This window comes from Halomonas sp. AOP25-F1-15 (assembly GCF_052378675.1).
In the GTDB taxonomy this organism is placed as follows: Bacteria; Pseudomonadota; Gammaproteobacteria; order Pseudomonadales; family Halomonadaceae; genus Vreelandella; species Vreelandella casei.
On the sequence record NZ_JBQSXV010000002.1, the window covers coordinates 13444 to 27894 of the forward strand.

At 52.1% G+C, this 14451-nt stretch carries 13 protein-coding genes and 2 pseudogenes; 10 read left to right on the plus strand and 5 right to left on the minus strand.

Translation table 11 applies throughout. From position 1 onward, the window contains the following. Positions 1-25 precede the first annotated feature (25 nt). From ACT3TF_RS03400 to ACT3TF_RS03435, 8 genes and pseudogenes are all read left to right on the plus strand, one after another. Positions 26-1633 (plus strand): aminotransferase class V-fold PLP-dependent enzyme, encoded by a 1608-nt coding sequence (locus ACT3TF_RS03400; RefSeq protein WP_444671582.1) that lies wholly within the window; start codon positions 26-28, stop codon positions 1631-1633. Further along, positions 1630-3096, plus strand: a complete 1467-nt coding sequence (locus ACT3TF_RS03405; RefSeq protein ID WP_444671583.1) for an NAD(P)-binding domain-containing protein — start codon at positions 1630-1632, stop codon at positions 3094-3096. The genes ACT3TF_RS03400 and ACT3TF_RS03405 overlap by 4 nt, the downstream gene beginning before the upstream one ends. Positions 3097-3148: 52 nt before the next feature. After that, positions 3149-3643 (plus strand): CMD domain-containing protein, encoded by a 495-nt coding sequence (locus ACT3TF_RS03410; protein WP_444671584.1) that lies wholly within the window; start codon positions 3149-3151, stop codon positions 3641-3643. Further along, on the plus strand, positions 3640-4218 hold the full coding sequence (locus tag ACT3TF_RS03415; protein WP_441684881.1) for a peroxidase-related enzyme: 579 nt from the start codon (positions 3640-3642) through the stop codon (positions 4216-4218). Before ACT3TF_RS03410 ends, ACT3TF_RS03415 begins: the two co-directional genes overlap by 4 nt. 47 nt (positions 4219-4265) lie before the next feature. Next, on the plus strand, positions 4266-5249 hold the full coding sequence (locus tag ACT3TF_RS03420) for a TRAP transporter substrate-binding protein (protein ID WP_444671585.1): 984 nt from the start codon (positions 4266-4268) through the stop codon (positions 5247-5249). 79 nt (positions 5250-5328) lie between these two features. Beyond that, positions 5329-5835: a TRAP transporter small permease gene (locus tag ACT3TF_RS03425; protein ID WP_441684879.1), complete on the plus strand. Its 507-nt coding sequence runs from the start codon at positions 5329-5331 to the stop codon at positions 5833-5835. Further along, on the plus strand, positions 5832-7121 hold the full coding sequence (locus ACT3TF_RS03430) for a TRAP transporter large permease (protein ID WP_096281624.1): 1290 nt from the start codon (positions 5832-5834) through the stop codon (positions 7119-7121). Before ACT3TF_RS03425 ends, ACT3TF_RS03430 begins: the two co-directional genes overlap by 4 nt. 246 nt (positions 7122-7367) lie before the next feature. Beyond that, positions 7368-8052: pseudogene (locus ACT3TF_RS03435) on the plus strand (IS5 family transposase). Between the two features lie 14 nt (positions 8053-8066). On the opposite strand, the gene ACT3TF_RS03440 reads toward ACT3TF_RS03435, so the two are convergent. The 4 genes from ACT3TF_RS03440 to ACT3TF_RS03455 all read right to left on the minus strand — a co-directional run bounded on the left by ACT3TF_RS03440 (position 8067) and on the right by ACT3TF_RS03455 (position 12195). After that, positions 8067-9137: an AbrB family transcriptional regulator gene (locus ACT3TF_RS03440; protein ID WP_217990291.1), complete on the minus strand. Its 1071-nt coding sequence runs from the start codon at positions 9135-9137 to the stop codon at positions 8067-8069. Further along, on the minus strand, positions 9124-10638 hold the full coding sequence (locus ACT3TF_RS03445; RefSeq protein ID WP_096281622.1) for a tripartite tricarboxylate transporter permease: 1515 nt from the start codon (positions 10636-10638) through the stop codon (positions 9124-9126). Before ACT3TF_RS03445 ends, ACT3TF_RS03440 begins: the two co-directional genes overlap by 14 nt. A 1-nt stretch (position 10639) precedes the next feature. Then, positions 10640-11092, minus strand: coding sequence for a tripartite tricarboxylate transporter TctB family protein (locus ACT3TF_RS03450; RefSeq protein WP_444671586.1), 453 nt, complete (start codon positions 11090-11092; stop codon positions 10640-10642). Positions 11093-11196: 104 nt separating this feature from the next. Then, a complete protein-coding gene (locus ACT3TF_RS03455) occupies positions 11197-12195 on the minus strand; it encodes a Bug family tripartite tricarboxylate transporter substrate binding protein (RefSeq protein ID WP_096282403.1) in 999 nt (332 codons plus the stop codon). A gap of 179 nt (positions 12196-12374) precedes the next feature. Here ACT3TF_RS03455 and ACT3TF_RS03460 point away from each other — a divergent pair, with 179 nt between their 5' ends. Continuing rightward, on the plus strand, positions 12375-13058 hold the full coding sequence (locus ACT3TF_RS03460) for a GntR family transcriptional regulator (RefSeq protein WP_096281617.1): 684 nt from the start codon (positions 12375-12377) through the stop codon (positions 13056-13058). A gap of 76 nt (positions 13059-13134) precedes the next feature. Beyond that, entirely contained in the window at positions 13135-14103 is a 969-nt protein-coding gene (locus ACT3TF_RS03465) for a D-2-hydroxyacid dehydrogenase family protein (protein ID WP_096281615.1), read from the plus strand. Between the two features lie 31 nt (positions 14104-14134). On the opposite strand, the pseudogene ACT3TF_RS03470 reads toward ACT3TF_RS03465, so the two are convergent. Next, positions 14135-14422 (minus strand): annotated as a pseudogene (locus ACT3TF_RS03470) (IS3 family transposase); the annotation flags it as partial. Positions 14423-14451: the final 29 nt, after the last annotated feature.

Sequence of the window (14451 nt, forward strand, 5' to 3'; positions counted from 1 at the left end):
TCGCGATGACGTGATAGGCGAAGGCATGTCTATTCCTACCGCGTTTGGCATGCGCCCGCTGCTTTATGCTGATTACACGGCTTCAGGGCGTGCGTTAGGCTTTGTTGAAAACGCCGTTTACCAGCAACTGCTGCCGTTTTATGCCAATACGCACACCGAGACTTCTTTTACCGGCAAAGTCACCACCCGCTATCGCGAGTCCGCGCGCCAAGCGGTGGCCCAGGCTGTTGGGGCTAATGACGACTATGCGGTGTTGTTTGCTGGTGCCGGGGCAACGGCAGCGATTGATCGCTGTTGTAAGATTTTAGAGCTAAAGCAGGGGGGCGATACGTTGGGTGACGTTAGGCCGGTAATTTTTATCGGACCTTACGAGCATCATTCCAACGATCTTATCTGGCGAGAATGCGATGCCGACTTGGTACGTATTTCGCTAGGCCAAGATGGCCTTATCCGCCTGGACGAACTAGAAGCGCAGCTAAAGCGCTACGTTGACCGGCCGCTAAAAATTGCCGCGTTTTCGGCAGCCTCTAACGTAACCGGCATCAAAACGGACGTTTCGGCTATCGCCACGCTGGTGCATCGTTACGATGGGCTGGCGCTTTTTGACTATGCCGCCAGCGGCCCTTACGTCGATATTAATGTGGCGGGCACCGGCAAAAATGATCACTTAGACGCGGTTTTTGTCTCGCCGCATAAGTTCGTAGGTGGGCCGGGTAGTTCCGGCGTCTTGGTGATTAGAAAGGCGCTGTGCCGTAATGCCATCCCCTCGGTTGCAGGCGGCGGCACGGTGTCTTATGTCACCGCGACGGAACACCGCTATGTGAGCGATATTCAACGCCGGGAGGAGGGCGGCACCCCGGATATATTAGGCAACATCCGAGCGGGCCTTGCCTTTCGCGTTAAATCGCTGGTTGGTGTGGATTACATTGAAGCGCAGGAAAAAGCCATGATAGCGATGGCCATGGCGCGCTGGTCAACGCTTGATAACTTAACGCTTTTGGGGCCGGTGGATGCGCCGCGGCTGTCTATTTTCTCTTTTAACGTTCGCGCCGGGCAGCGTGACATTCACCACAATCTCATTGTTGCCATGCTCAATGACCTGTTTGGCATTCAGGCAAGAGGCGGCTGTTCGTGTGCAGGCCCTTATGGTCATGAGCTGCTTTCAATTGATGCGGACACGGCGTTAGAGCACGAACGCTTAGTCCAAAAAGGTCGAAGCTTATATCGTCCAGGCTGGGTAAGACTCGGATTTCATTTCTTTTTTAGCAATGAGTCGGCTAACTATGTAATATCTGCCGTCGAGTTTATTACACGTTACGCGGCGGTATTAATGAAGCTCTACACCGTCGATGAAAAATCCGGTGTTTGGAGCGTTCGCCAACACTTGGTGGAAAATCAGCCCAGCATGCCAGCGATATGTCTGGACGCGCTTTTCACCCAGGCGAGCCCTGCATCAGACGCCACGTTCGAAGAAGGCGAGGATTACTTCGCTAAGGCACGGGATATTGTTGCGTTGGCAGAACAGGCCGACCTGCCCGCAAGCACTGCTAGCTCAGATGTACCTATCCGTTGGTTTTGGTGGCCTCATGAAGCAGACAAGGCTAGGCAGTCCCAGATTGAGATGACGCAATGACAGTAACTTCTTCCCCCTCACAGGTTGGCGCTGGTCTTGAAGCGCTTAATGAACGCGTCCGCTATGACTTGGCGTGTTTAAACCTGCCCCGTGAAAACTGGGTGCCTAGCCGAGCCGCTCACGATGGCCGACATATTTATGATGTCGTCATCATAGGCGGCGGGCAGTGCGGTATGGTCGCAGCGTTTGCACTGTTAGCTGCGGGTATTCGCAATATTCGTGTCTTCGATCGAAATGCCGCGGGTCTTGAAGGACCATGGATGAACTATGCGCGGATGGAAACGCTACGTTCGCCTAAAACGCTACCTGGCCCTAGCTATGGATTCGCGTCGCTGACATTTCGCGCCTGGCATGAAGCTCAGTTCGGTAACGAGGCATGGGAAGCACTGGATAAAATCCCCCGCCCCATGTGGATGGACTATTTATGCTGGTATCGTCAGGTGCTGGCACTGCCGATCGATAATAACGTTAACGTTGAGCATGTTAAGCCAGAAGGCGATTTATTAAGCCTTGAACTTTCGGGTACCGGTGCCCGCAGCGGGTCGGTGCTGACCCGTAAACTCATCATGGCGACCGGGCGTGAAGGCACCGGCGCACCCAAGATTCCGGGTTTTGTGGCCACCTTGCCTGAGCGGGTGTGGGCGCATACCGCAGATGATATCGACTTTACTGCGTTAAAAGGCAAGCGGGTTATTGTCGTAGGCGTGGGCGCGTCGGCCATTGATAATGCCGCCGAAGCGCTGGAGAACGGCGCGCAATCGGTGCGCTTTCTGATTCGCCGTCCGCAAATGCCCACCGTCAATAAAATGATGGGTATCGGTTCGTTTGGCTTCACTCAAGGCTATGCCGGCTTGAGCGACGACTGGCGCTGGCGCTTTATGCACTACTCCTTTATTACCCAGACCCCGCCACCGCGTGGCTCTACCTTGCGCGTTAGCCGCCATGACAACGCCTATTTTCATTTTGACTGCGGTGTCCGCTCAACGCGAATGGACGGCGATGACGTTGTGCTCGAAACACAGCAGGGCGAGGTTCGCGGCGACTTTCTGATTATGGGAACCGGGTTTGAAGTCGACCCTTTGGCACGCACTGAATTAGCGGGTTACGCCGACCGTATTCTGCTATGGCGCGACTGCTATCAGCCGCCGCGCGAGCTTGAGGATGACGAGCTGGGTAAATTCCCGTATGTCGGGCGCGACTTCGCTTTTCAAGAACGTGAGCCTGGTTCAGCGCCATGGTTACGCCACATACACTGCTTCAACTACGGTGCGTCCGTCAGTCTTGGCAAAGTAAGTGGCGATATCCCGGGCATTAGCGAGGGAGCCAGCTGGCTGGTTAACGCCATCGCTGCGTGTTTTTACCAGCAAGACGTTGAGCGCCACTGGCAGCAGTTTCAGGACTATGACACCCCGGAACTCCTGGGCGACGAGTGGCAGGCATCGCCGCTGCCGTCACCGTTATAAAGCGGTTCCCTTTGATAAGAAGCGCTTGGCTGATCCGTTTAAGGACATAAAAATGACAAATGTAATAGAAGCAGCGGCCAATGTGCCGAGTACCGGCCCCCTCGCTGACGCGTTAGCGATGCGTAGCAAGCTGATGGACTTGACGCAGGCCTCTTATAAAGCCGCCCTGTTGCCCAGCGACCCAGGTGGGCTGGCGCTTGAAACCAGGGCAGTGTTTGCCTGCCGGATGGCGAAAATGTGCCAGCAAGAGGGGCTAACGCGCCACTATGCCGAGCTGCTGTCCAGCTACGGCAGCGAAGCCGACCCGCTGAGCTTGGCAACGACGGACAGCCACCCACCGGCAAGTGAGCCGCGTCTAGCTGCTATGGTGAGCTATGTAGATTTAGTCACTCGCTCACCCAAAGATGCCAGCGAAAGCGATATTGAACGGCTGCGTAAAGCGGATATCAATGAATCGGACATTGTGCGCTTAGCCGGGCTGGTCGCCTTTGTTAATTATCAGCTGCGAGTTGCCGCTGTGTTAAGTGTGATGGGAGAAACGCAATGAGCCGCGTTATTCATAAGTTTACGACGCGTGTCCCTACGTGGCGCCCCCATATCACGCCGATTGATTATGAGCAGGCGACGCCCGCCCAGCGCGAAGCGCTGAAGGAAACGCCCTCTAATACCAAGATATCCGATTACGTGCTGGTGTTGGCACACGACCCGGAGTCGCTGCGCATTCGCACCTCGCTGTTCAACGGCATTATGTACGACAAGGGTGGCCTTGCCCGCGAAGAGCGTGAACTGGGCGCGGTGGCTGCGTCTGTGGTCAATCGCTGCATATATTGTGCTGCTGTTCATGCCCAGCGTTACAATAATATTGTCGGCGATGATCGGGTCATGGGGGATATCTTCCTGCGTGGCAAAGAGGCCGATCTTGACCCGCGCACGCGCGCCATTTTGAAATTCGGTATGCGTCTTTCCGAATGTCCTCCCAACGTCACCCAAGAAGATATTGGAAGTCTGAAAGAGGTGGGTTTAAACGATCAAGAAATCTTGGATTTAACGCTTTCAACGACGCTGTTTGGATGGGCCAACCGCCTAATGCACACGCTCGGCGAGCCGGTATCGGGCAAGTAGCCATACGGCCTTTTTGCTAACCATATATCGACAAAGGAATCTCCACGATGACCCGCACTCTCTCAAGCATTGCCCTATTAAGCGCGGCGGCCCTGTTGAGCGCAACGCCAGCATTGGCAGAAACGCTGCGCCTTGGTACCGTCGTCACCGCGCCCCATCCCTGGGTTGATGCGGCGGAAGCCTTTAAAACAGAAGTCGAAGAAGCTACCGATGGCCGTGTGAAAGTACAAATTTTTCAAGGTGGGCAGCTGGGCAACGACCAAACCATGGTCGACGAAATACGCATTGGCACGACCGACATGATTATTGGCGGGGTCATGAATGTTTCGCCCTATATTCCTGATTTCGAGATCTTCAGCCTCAACTATTTGTTTGATGATATGGACGACTTTCGCGCAGCCACATCGTCTGATTCTCCTGTCTATGCGTATTTCGACAATGCCATGAGCGAGTCTGGCGTTGGTTTGAAGCTGCTGAGCTTAACCGGCGGCGGTACGCGCAACTTAAGCAGCAATGTGGGGCCGATTGTTGAGCCTTCCGACCTTGAAGGCGTCAAAATGCGCGTTACCGGCTCACGCCTTGACGCAGAAATGTGGCAAGCGGCGGGGGCGTTGACTACCTCGCTCCCCTGGACAGAAATCTACACGGGTATGCAAACCGGCGTCGTCGGTGCCTTTGAAAGCACCATCAGCGGCTACTTCTCAAGCCGACTCTACGAAGTCGCCCCGTATCATGCCAAAACCGAGCATCAGATCATGATGAGCCACATCTCTATCAGCGAGAACCGCTTTAATCGTTTCTCAGAAGAAGATCAGGCCATTATTCTCGACGCGGCGCAGCACGCGGGTGAGTACGGAACAGAAAAAGGCGTTGAGTATGATGCCGAAGTCATTCAGCAGTTTGCAGACCTGGGTGTAACGGTAACGGAGGTCGACAAGCAGGCCTTTATTGATCAAATCGTTCCTCTTCATGACCAGTTTGCTCAAGAGCGCGATTTGACCGAACTGCTTGAAACGATTCGTAATCTTTAAGCCGTCACCGATAAGTCACTTGGTTAGCTGACCGCTCCCCGTTAACGGGGAGCGTTACCGCGAAGGAAAGGGCGCACGCATGCGACGAATAAACAATGTAATAGAGAAGGCGCTGACGTTTGTGGCGAGCAGTTTGTTTGCGGGCTTTATTCTTACGGTTCTCTATCAGGTTGTGGCGCGCAACTACTTGAAAATTTCGGTTTCCTGGACCGATGAAGTAGCCATGGCGTTTTTCGTATGGTCAGTGTTTCTGGGTGCCGCTATTGCGGTGCGCAGGCGCAGTCACTATGTGGTTGATGTCTTTCCATCGCATTTTGTGATCACCCAGCGGGCGCTGCGTCTGTTTGGCAACGTCGCCTGCTTGCCGGTGATCTATGTGTTAATTGTCCACGGCAATGTGCTGGTTGATATGGGCTGGAGCCGGCGTTCGGTCGCGCTAGGAACGCCCATGGCCTATATGTTTGCCGCGATTCCAGTAGCGGGATTAGCGATGTTGCTATTTTCCTTTGAAATCATAATGGATGATATTGCGATGCTCAAAAAAGCTAACAGCGTGGATAGCGCGCGTGAGGCAACCAAAATATGAACCCTTTGTTGGTCTTGATTGGCAGCTTTTTGCTTCTTATTGCGCTTAGCGTACCCATTGCGTTTGCCATTGGCTTAGCATCTATTATTACGATCACCCAGCTAGGGCTACCGTTGACCTCGGTCGTTAACCAGATGTTTGCCAGCATCAATTCATTTCCGCTGCTGGCCGTGCCGTTCTTTCTATTGTTAGGCCGGCTGATGAACGACGGCGGCATTACCGATCGCCTGTTGAACTTTGCTGACAGTACGGTCGGGCACGTTCGCGGGGGGCTTGGGCACATCAACGTCATGGTGTCGATGATGTTTGCCAGCCTGTCGGGCTCCGCCGCTGCTGATACGGCCAGCGTCGGCGCCGTACTTATTCCCGCGATGAAGAAGTCCGGATACCCCGCGCCTTTTGCTGTTGCCTTAACGGCGGCGTCTTCAGTACTGGGCGGTATTATTCCACCCTCGATCTTGATGGTGATTTACGGTGCTTTCGGCAATGTGTCTGTCGGGGCGTTGTTCATGGGCGGCGTATTGCCTGGTGTGCTGGTAGGTTTGATGCAGATGGGCTACGTCTATTACGTTGCCAAGCGTCACGGTATCAAGGCAACAGGCAAGTTTTCGTTCTCAAAAGTGGGCCGCACCGCCCTGACGGCGGCACCTCCCATGATGTTACCGCTGGTCGTGCTAGGCGGTATTACCGCCGGCGTATTTACCGCTACAGAAGCAGCTTCAGTAGCCGTTCTGGTCGGTGGGCTTCTAGCCTTTGTGTTTTATCGTGCGATTCATATTAAGCAACTGCCGGGTATTTTAGCCGATTCCGTGGTGAGCTTTTCGCTGCCGATGTTCGCCGTTGCGTCAGCGGGGATCATGGGGTGGCTGATCTCGTACCTGGGGATTGCTCAGGAGGTTGCCGACTTTATCCTGTCTGTTACCCAGGCCCGAGTCGGTATCATGCTGCTGGTGATGTTTTTCATGCTCGTCATCGGCACAGTGCTTAGCCCGGTGACGGCGGTGATCATCTTCCTGCCTATCATTCAAGGGCTTTGCGTGTCGGCAGATATCAACCAGATCCATATGGGCCTGGTGGTGATTTTGTCGCTGACGCTGGGACTGATCACGCCGCCATACGGTATTTGCCTGCTGATAGCCACACAGATAGGCGAGGTGTCGATGGGGCGCGCTTTCGTGGCTGTCATGCCGCTCATCGTGCTTATTATGCTAGTGATTATTGCCATGATATTGCTGCCGAGCGTGTTTCTATACCTGCCGCAAATGATGTTCCCCAAAACGTTCTAACGATGCCTTTCTATCGCTCACGCAGCACTTAACGTTGGCCCGACAAGATGGTTGTCGGGCCAACTGTTTTAGGGAGCTTTTTGTACTGAACTGGTTTTTATTGTTAGGGCCTGTTGACGTTTGGACGAAAAGGATTTGGCAGGATAAGAGCAAGCTCGCAGAATAGAGGTTCTCACACCCAAAAACTGCGAGCCTGCGATGCCTCGATGAATGCTCACGGATGAAAACTGACCGAAGCTAAAACCTATCCTGCTTCAACAAGGTATCTATGACAAGGCCAACCTACTACTTACTGTGGAAGGTATTCTGCACCGGATGCGCACGGGGTGTCAGTGGCGGGACTTACCCGAAGCATTTGGGCTTTGGAGTACTCCCTACAAGCGCTTCAACGCCTGGTCAGCAGCTGAAAAACTGATGATGCTTTCCGGCACTCTGGTGGATGATCCTGATATCGAGTGGCTACCCTTGTGTCAAAGCACACCAGGACATTACCGGGCCGCCACAGAGGAGACAGAAACCATTGGTAAAAACCGTGCAGGCAACGCCAGCAACATTCATTTGGCCTTCGACGCTTACGGACTTCCCGATGGATTCAGGATAATGAGCGGTGAGGTGCATAACAGAAGTCCAGGAATTAATTAACGACTTGCCGTCAGATGATGCACTGGCCGCTGACAAAGGCTAAGACAACGAGTGTCCCCGTGAGCAGACTGAAGCAAAGACTATGAAGGCCGTAATTCTACGCAAGCGTAATTCGAAATAGAGAAATGCTAGTTTGGACCGAGGGTTATATCGCTATCGGCATATCGTGGAGAATGCCTTTGCGCGATTGAAGCCGTATCGCGCAATAGCGATGCGTTACGATAAGCTCAAGCGAAACTATGAAAGCAGGGTAGTCTTGGCCTGCGGACTTTTGTGGCTACCCATGTGAAAGGTCAACAGGCCCTAGCCTTGCTGAATTTGTTTTCCTAGCCAACTGGCGATCAGAGGAAGCATCGCTAGGATCAAGAAAACACGAAGTACATGATGGGCTGCCACCATGGCAGGATCTATGGATAACGCAAGCGCTACGACGCCAAGTTCCGGTGCCCCTCCAGGCAAATAGGATAAGAATAAAGGTGTGTCGTTTAAGCCTATAATAGGTGCAAGCAACAGGGCTGCAACGAAGGAGCCGAGGGTGAGGAGTACGCCAATCATTGCGGCTAGCCAGCCATCTTTTAAAATTTGTGGAAGGGAGTAATGCGTGAATCGCGCTCCTACTCCTGCGCCAATAATAATCTGTGCTGCGCTGGAAAGTATGGGGGGAACATGGACCGTCAAAATATCAGTAGCGTGCAGTAATCCTGAGCTGAGCAATGGAATCAATAGCATCGCTGAGGGGAAGTTCAATCGCCAGGCTAGCCAGCCGCTGGCTATCGCCACCAGTGCCAGGATTCCATGTTTAAAAGGATCTATTGCTTCCGCGTGAGTAAAGCTTGCAAGGCTGGCGTCAGCGAGGTTAATGCCGGAAATAGCCTGGATGATAATGGGCGCAGCAATTAGCAATACCACTAATCGCGCTGTATGACAGAGGGCAACGCGGCTGACTTCGGCTCGATAATTTTCTGCCAAAACAGACACTATTGAGAGCCCGCCTGGTATGGCGGCGAATAAGGCAGTAACTCGATCCATTCTCCCTAAGCGATAAAATATTTGATAAGCGATAAAACAAAATGCCAGCGATAACAAACTCATGACAATCAGGCTTATGGTCCAGTCTCCGGCCTGGCGTACGACTTCTGGCGTAAAACTGGTGCCTAGCATGGTGCCGATAGCAACCATGGCGTAACTGCGCCATGGGCCAGGAAAACGAGGCTGAAAAGATGTCGTCTGAGTACATAGAAGTGAGGCCGTTAGACTGCCAAGTACCCATGGTAACGGTAGGGAGAGTGCAAAAAAAGCGAATCCGCCTAAGGCGCCGATGCAAAAAGTAATGCCTCCTCGAAGTTGAGGAGGCATTTGTTTAATTAGATTCATGGCTAGCACGGCGAGAACGAAGTGCTTTCAATGCTGGGGCACCCATCAAAACAAGCAGCATTATGATGAAAAGAGCAAGAGCAATGGGTCGCTCCAGCATGTATTCAAAAGGTCGGCCACCGGACACCTGTAAGGTGCGCACAACTTCTCCTTCCATCATGCGGCCAAGCAGTAAACCGATGACCGCGGCTGCGACGGGATAGTTGTTTTGTCGCATGAGCCAGCCGAGCCCTGCAAAGGCGGCAACCGTTAGCGGTCCAGCGATAGTGCCGGTTATGCCATAGCCACCCCAGGCACACATTGCTAATACGCTTGGCACTAGATAAGCCAGTGGAACGCGCACCACCATGCCCAGTAAGCGAAGGCTAAGTAATCCCATAAACGCTAGAAGTACTACTTGACCCAAATTGCCGAGAATAATCGAATACACGATATCGGTCTGGTCTCTTATAAACGATGGCCCACCAATAATATTGTGGAAAGAGAACGCGGCCAGAAGTACAGCAGTCGCAGCCCCACCAGGAATGCCAAGAGCTAGTAGTGCTGTCATTGAGCCGCCCTCCGAGCTGGAGTTTGCTGATTCGGCCGCCACAACACCCTCGGGTGCTCCCTTGCCGAATACTTCAGGTGTCTTCGACGTTCGCTTGGCCTCGCCATAAGAGACAAGGTTGGCTACCGACGAGCCCACGCCCGGAATGGCGCCGATCAGTGCGCCAATGAGGCTGCCGCGTAGTAAGATGCCGGGATGGCGAAACGTCTGCTTGACGCCTTTGAGAATAAGAGAAAACGAAATATTACGCTGGGCCTCATTTTGTACTAGAAATGAGCCTCCTCTCAGGCGTAATAACTCAGAAGCGGCGAATATGCCGATCATGGCGGGCACAACCGGGATGCCATCAAGAAGATAGGGGTTGCCTATTGTAGTACGCATAATGCCCGTCGTGGACATGCCAATTTGGCTGAGCATGAGACCCAGAAAGCCGGCCAGCAGACCCTTGGCCATACTGCTGTCATTGAGTGTCGCGATAAGGGTTAGTCCCCACAGTACCACCACGACCATTTCCAGCGGACCTACTTTAAGTACAAAAGCAGCCAATGGGTTGATTAATAACATCAGAAGGCTGTAACCCACGAAAGCGCCCACCACGGAAGCACAAAGGCCAAGGCCGAGTGCTTCATTGTGTTGACCCTTTCGCGCCATCGGGTATCCGTCAAATGCCGTTGCAATTGATGAAGATGACCCGGGGATATTCATAAGAATAGCGGTTACCCCGCCACCGTAGGCACCGCCAGTAAATATGGCGGTTAAAAACAGCATGGCTTGAAGAAAATCCATGCCAAAGGTCACTGGCAGGAAAACGGCCATGGCCATTGAAATTTGTAGCCCGGGAATCGCACCGAAAACTAGGCCGATAAATAAGCCAGGGATAACCCAAAGCCAAGGGCTTAGATCAGTAAAAAGAAGAGTAAACGCCTGAGATAATGCGAGTTGATCAATCATGTTAAAGCACTAGTGTGGTCATTGGATAAGGGAATAGAGAGCCAAAACCCTTGACAAGAAAAACAGTAAACACGAGTGCATATAGAGGCGGTTGCCATTTTCCTTTGCCCCCACACATAAGAACGCCGACCCAGACAAAAACGAAAGTAGCAACGTCAAAGCCGACGTTGGTTAACGCAAAGCAAAAGGCGGCAAATCCTGTAAGAAGCAGTATGTCGCTCCATATAGATGATTTATCAGCACTGCTGGGCGAAGGCTCTGATACTGGCTTCAATAAGGCTTTAGTGGCAATCCCAATGGACAAAAGCCCAATGATTATTGCGCTGGGAGCCACTATCACTAGATTGTTCAGCGTTGTGGAAGCCTGAGTGGCGCTCCAGGTAATAAAGCCCGCTATAGCCAGTATGAGGCCTAACAAAAAGGCATGCGTTGCAGAAATCTTTCCTGTTACCATTTTATAGTGTCTCCACATTGAAATAATAATGGGACCAAACGTAAGTTGATCCCGTGGTGATTATGTGCAAAGCACCAGTGCTTATGCGCCAGCAGTGACGTTATTCATTCTGCTTCTGGTGAGTATTGCTTCAAAATTTCAAAGTTGGATTCGATGATCTCTGTCGTGCGCTCAGGCCCCAGCCACTCTGCACCAATATCTTGGGCTTCTAGCCGACTAACGAATGTCTCATCTTGCAGCGCATTGTGATAGGCATCGACCATTTGTTGAAATGCTTCTGGGTTACTCTCTTTAAAGGCAGCATGCGCGGCGAGGCCTCGCATTGACCCTGCCAGTACCGGGACTGGCTCGTATCCGCTCTCTTCAAGCGCTGCATTCAGCGTTGGAGCATCCCAGTCTTCTGATGCGGTATCAGCCGCTAAGGCAAGAGGGCGTATGTACTCCTGGATTGATAGCGTGCCGTCTGCAGCCAATACGGTCATGTCTACCTGCCCACCGGCGACCGCCGTACGCGCAGCACCGCCAGACTGGTAGGTGACAATATTGACGGCTGTTTTATCGAGTCCAAAGGCTTCAAGAGCCAGTTCAAGGTTGATAGCGCCGGTCGAGCCAGGTACGACAGAAACGCTTAGCCTTCCTGGATTGTCCTTGGCTGCCGCCATGAAGTCCGCCAGCGTTTCATAAGGCGTATCCGCATTGACGGCGAAAAGATCGTAATCATTCCACTGTCCGTTGATAAATGCGAAGTCTGACAAATCATAAGTGGCATCAAAGCCAAGAATCGCATTCGAGATGTAGGGATGTATTGAGGACGCAAGGAAATAGCTCCCATCAGCAGGCATATTGTGGAAGTAGGTATGGCCGACATGCCCCCCCCCTCCATTTTGATTTACGACTGAAATTGGCGTGCCTAGATCTTCCTGGAGCCGCTGAGCCAACGCGCGAGCGGTGCGGTCAGCGGATCCGCCAGGGCCAAGCGCAACAACGAAAGTGATTTTTTGTGTTGGCCAGCTTTCCTGGGCTGTGGCGGTGAGGGGGGTAATCGCAGCCGTCAGGGAGAAACCCAGCATAGCTGTAGCAATGACTTTTTTCTTATTAATCATGGTGGCCACTCCGCTTTTCTTTAGATAATTGTATGACAATCATTTGTGAGTAAATATAGAAGTACATATAGTAGTTTCTGTAGATCCTCGGATATGTAGGCAAAAGGTCTAATTTTTAAGATATTTTTTGAAAATTATTGAAAGTTATATAAAGCTGTATGCATTCGAGGAGAATTGCTTTGTCTACAATAAAAGAAGAAGCGAATGGTTTGGCTGCTGAACGAGTAGCTAGTGGTTTATACGGTGAAATACTTAAAGGTCTGTTGCAGGCTGGTGCTCGTCTTGGCGAGGTTGCGTTGGCTGAGCGCTTTTCTGTCAGCCGAGGGCCTGTGCGTATGGCGCTCAAAAGCCTTAGCGAGTGTGGGCTTGTAACCATCGTGCCGAACAGTGGAGCGCATGTGCGTGAAATGCGGTACGAAGACGCTCGGGCGATCTACCAGGTTAGAACTGCTCTTGAAACTGAGGCCGCTATGTTAGCAGCCGGTCGTGCCAATGCATCCACTGGCGATGAGTACCTGGCGTTACTGCAGTTACATGCCAGCCAAGTGACATCTCATCCTGAGGGGGCCTATCTCCAGGAGTCCGAGGAGTATGACTTTCATTTAGTTACCGCACGCATGTCCGGTAACCTACTCATTGAGCGTTATTTAACACACGAGCTTCGTCCGCAGCTAACCCTGCTAAGGAACAAGCATCGGCATGTTACGGGGCGCGGAAAAATCGCACTTTATGAACATGAGCGCATAGCCTCAGCTATCTCGGAAGGTGATGTAGAGGTGGCGGGCTTATTGATGCGGCGGCATATACAGAGCAGTTGGGAAACACTTGAAGAACAGCTACTCAAGAGAGACGCCCTTAATTAAACAGTAATTGAGTGATAATCGCGGAGTCCAGACAAGGTTTTGTTTGGCTTTAGCCTGCACTAGGGAGTGAGTGTGTATGAAAACTGTAATTCTTGATGATTGGGAAGGCTGTATGAAGGAGCATTCTGCCGTATCTCGCCTGCGTGAATTCTCTGAGGTGGAGATCTATGGTGACATGCCTACCTTTGATGCCCTGGTGAGTCGACTTCAAGGAGCCGATGCGATCATCCCGCTGAGAGAGCGCACCTTGATTGGCCGGGACCTTATCGCGGCTTTGCCCGACCTAAAGTTAATCGCTCAAACCGGTACGGGCCTTGCGCATATGGATAAAGACGCAGTGGCACAGGCGGGGATTTCGGTTGCAACGACGCCGGGTGGGTCTACGGCGGCGGTAACCGAAATGACTTTTGCCTTTTTGCTTAACCTCACCAAGCGAGTTGTTGAGGTGGATCGTCGGATGTCCGCTGGGGAGTGGCCAACGATCGTGACCAGCAATTTGAGCGGTAAAACCATTGGTCTGATTGGTCTGGGCAAGATTGGATGTTCCGTGGCGAAAATGGCACAGGCCTTTGGCATGCGGGTAGTTGCATGGGGCCCCAGGTTGACTCAGGAGCGAGCAGCCCAAATGGGAGTAGAGTACGTTTCATTGGAAGGCCTACTCACCCAAGCGGACGCCGTTAGTATCCATGTAAGGCTGATACCTGAAACGGAGGGGTTATTGACGACGGAGCATTTTAAACTAATGAAGCCAGGTGCGATTCTGATCAATACCTCACGCGGAGCCATCATTGACGAAGCGGCGCTCATTGATGCTTTGCAGAGTAAGAAGATTGGTGGGGCGGGGCTAGATGTTTTCTGCGAAGAGCCGCTACCGCAGTATAATGCTTTTTCGGCACTGGATAATGTCATAACAACGCCACATATGGCATGGAAAACTGAAGAAACCTTTTCGCGTTTTCTCAATGGATCGGTTGATAATATCCAGGCATTTTTTGTAAAAAAAGAGCCCCGAAATATCATTAACATTTCCGATGGAAAAACATGAGGCGATCCTGCCCAGTAATAGTGGACACGGGTTAAGCGATCATTCGGGCTTCAGAAATCTCGGGACTGATTATTCCAATAGCACTGTGCCGCCGTTGCTTGTTGTAGTCCAGTTCAATGTACTCAAATACCTGCCTTCGCATCGCATGGCGTGTATCAAACCGTTCACCATGAATCGCTTCTACTTTAAGACTATGAAAAAGGCTCTCGGCGCAAGCATTGTCGTAGTAGTTGCCTTTAGCACTCAAGCTGCATGTCGGCTCGTACTTGATCAGCAGCGACTGATAAAGGGTTGAACAGTACTGACTTGCTCGATACGTGACCAGTCAATGAGATTATTGATGCTATC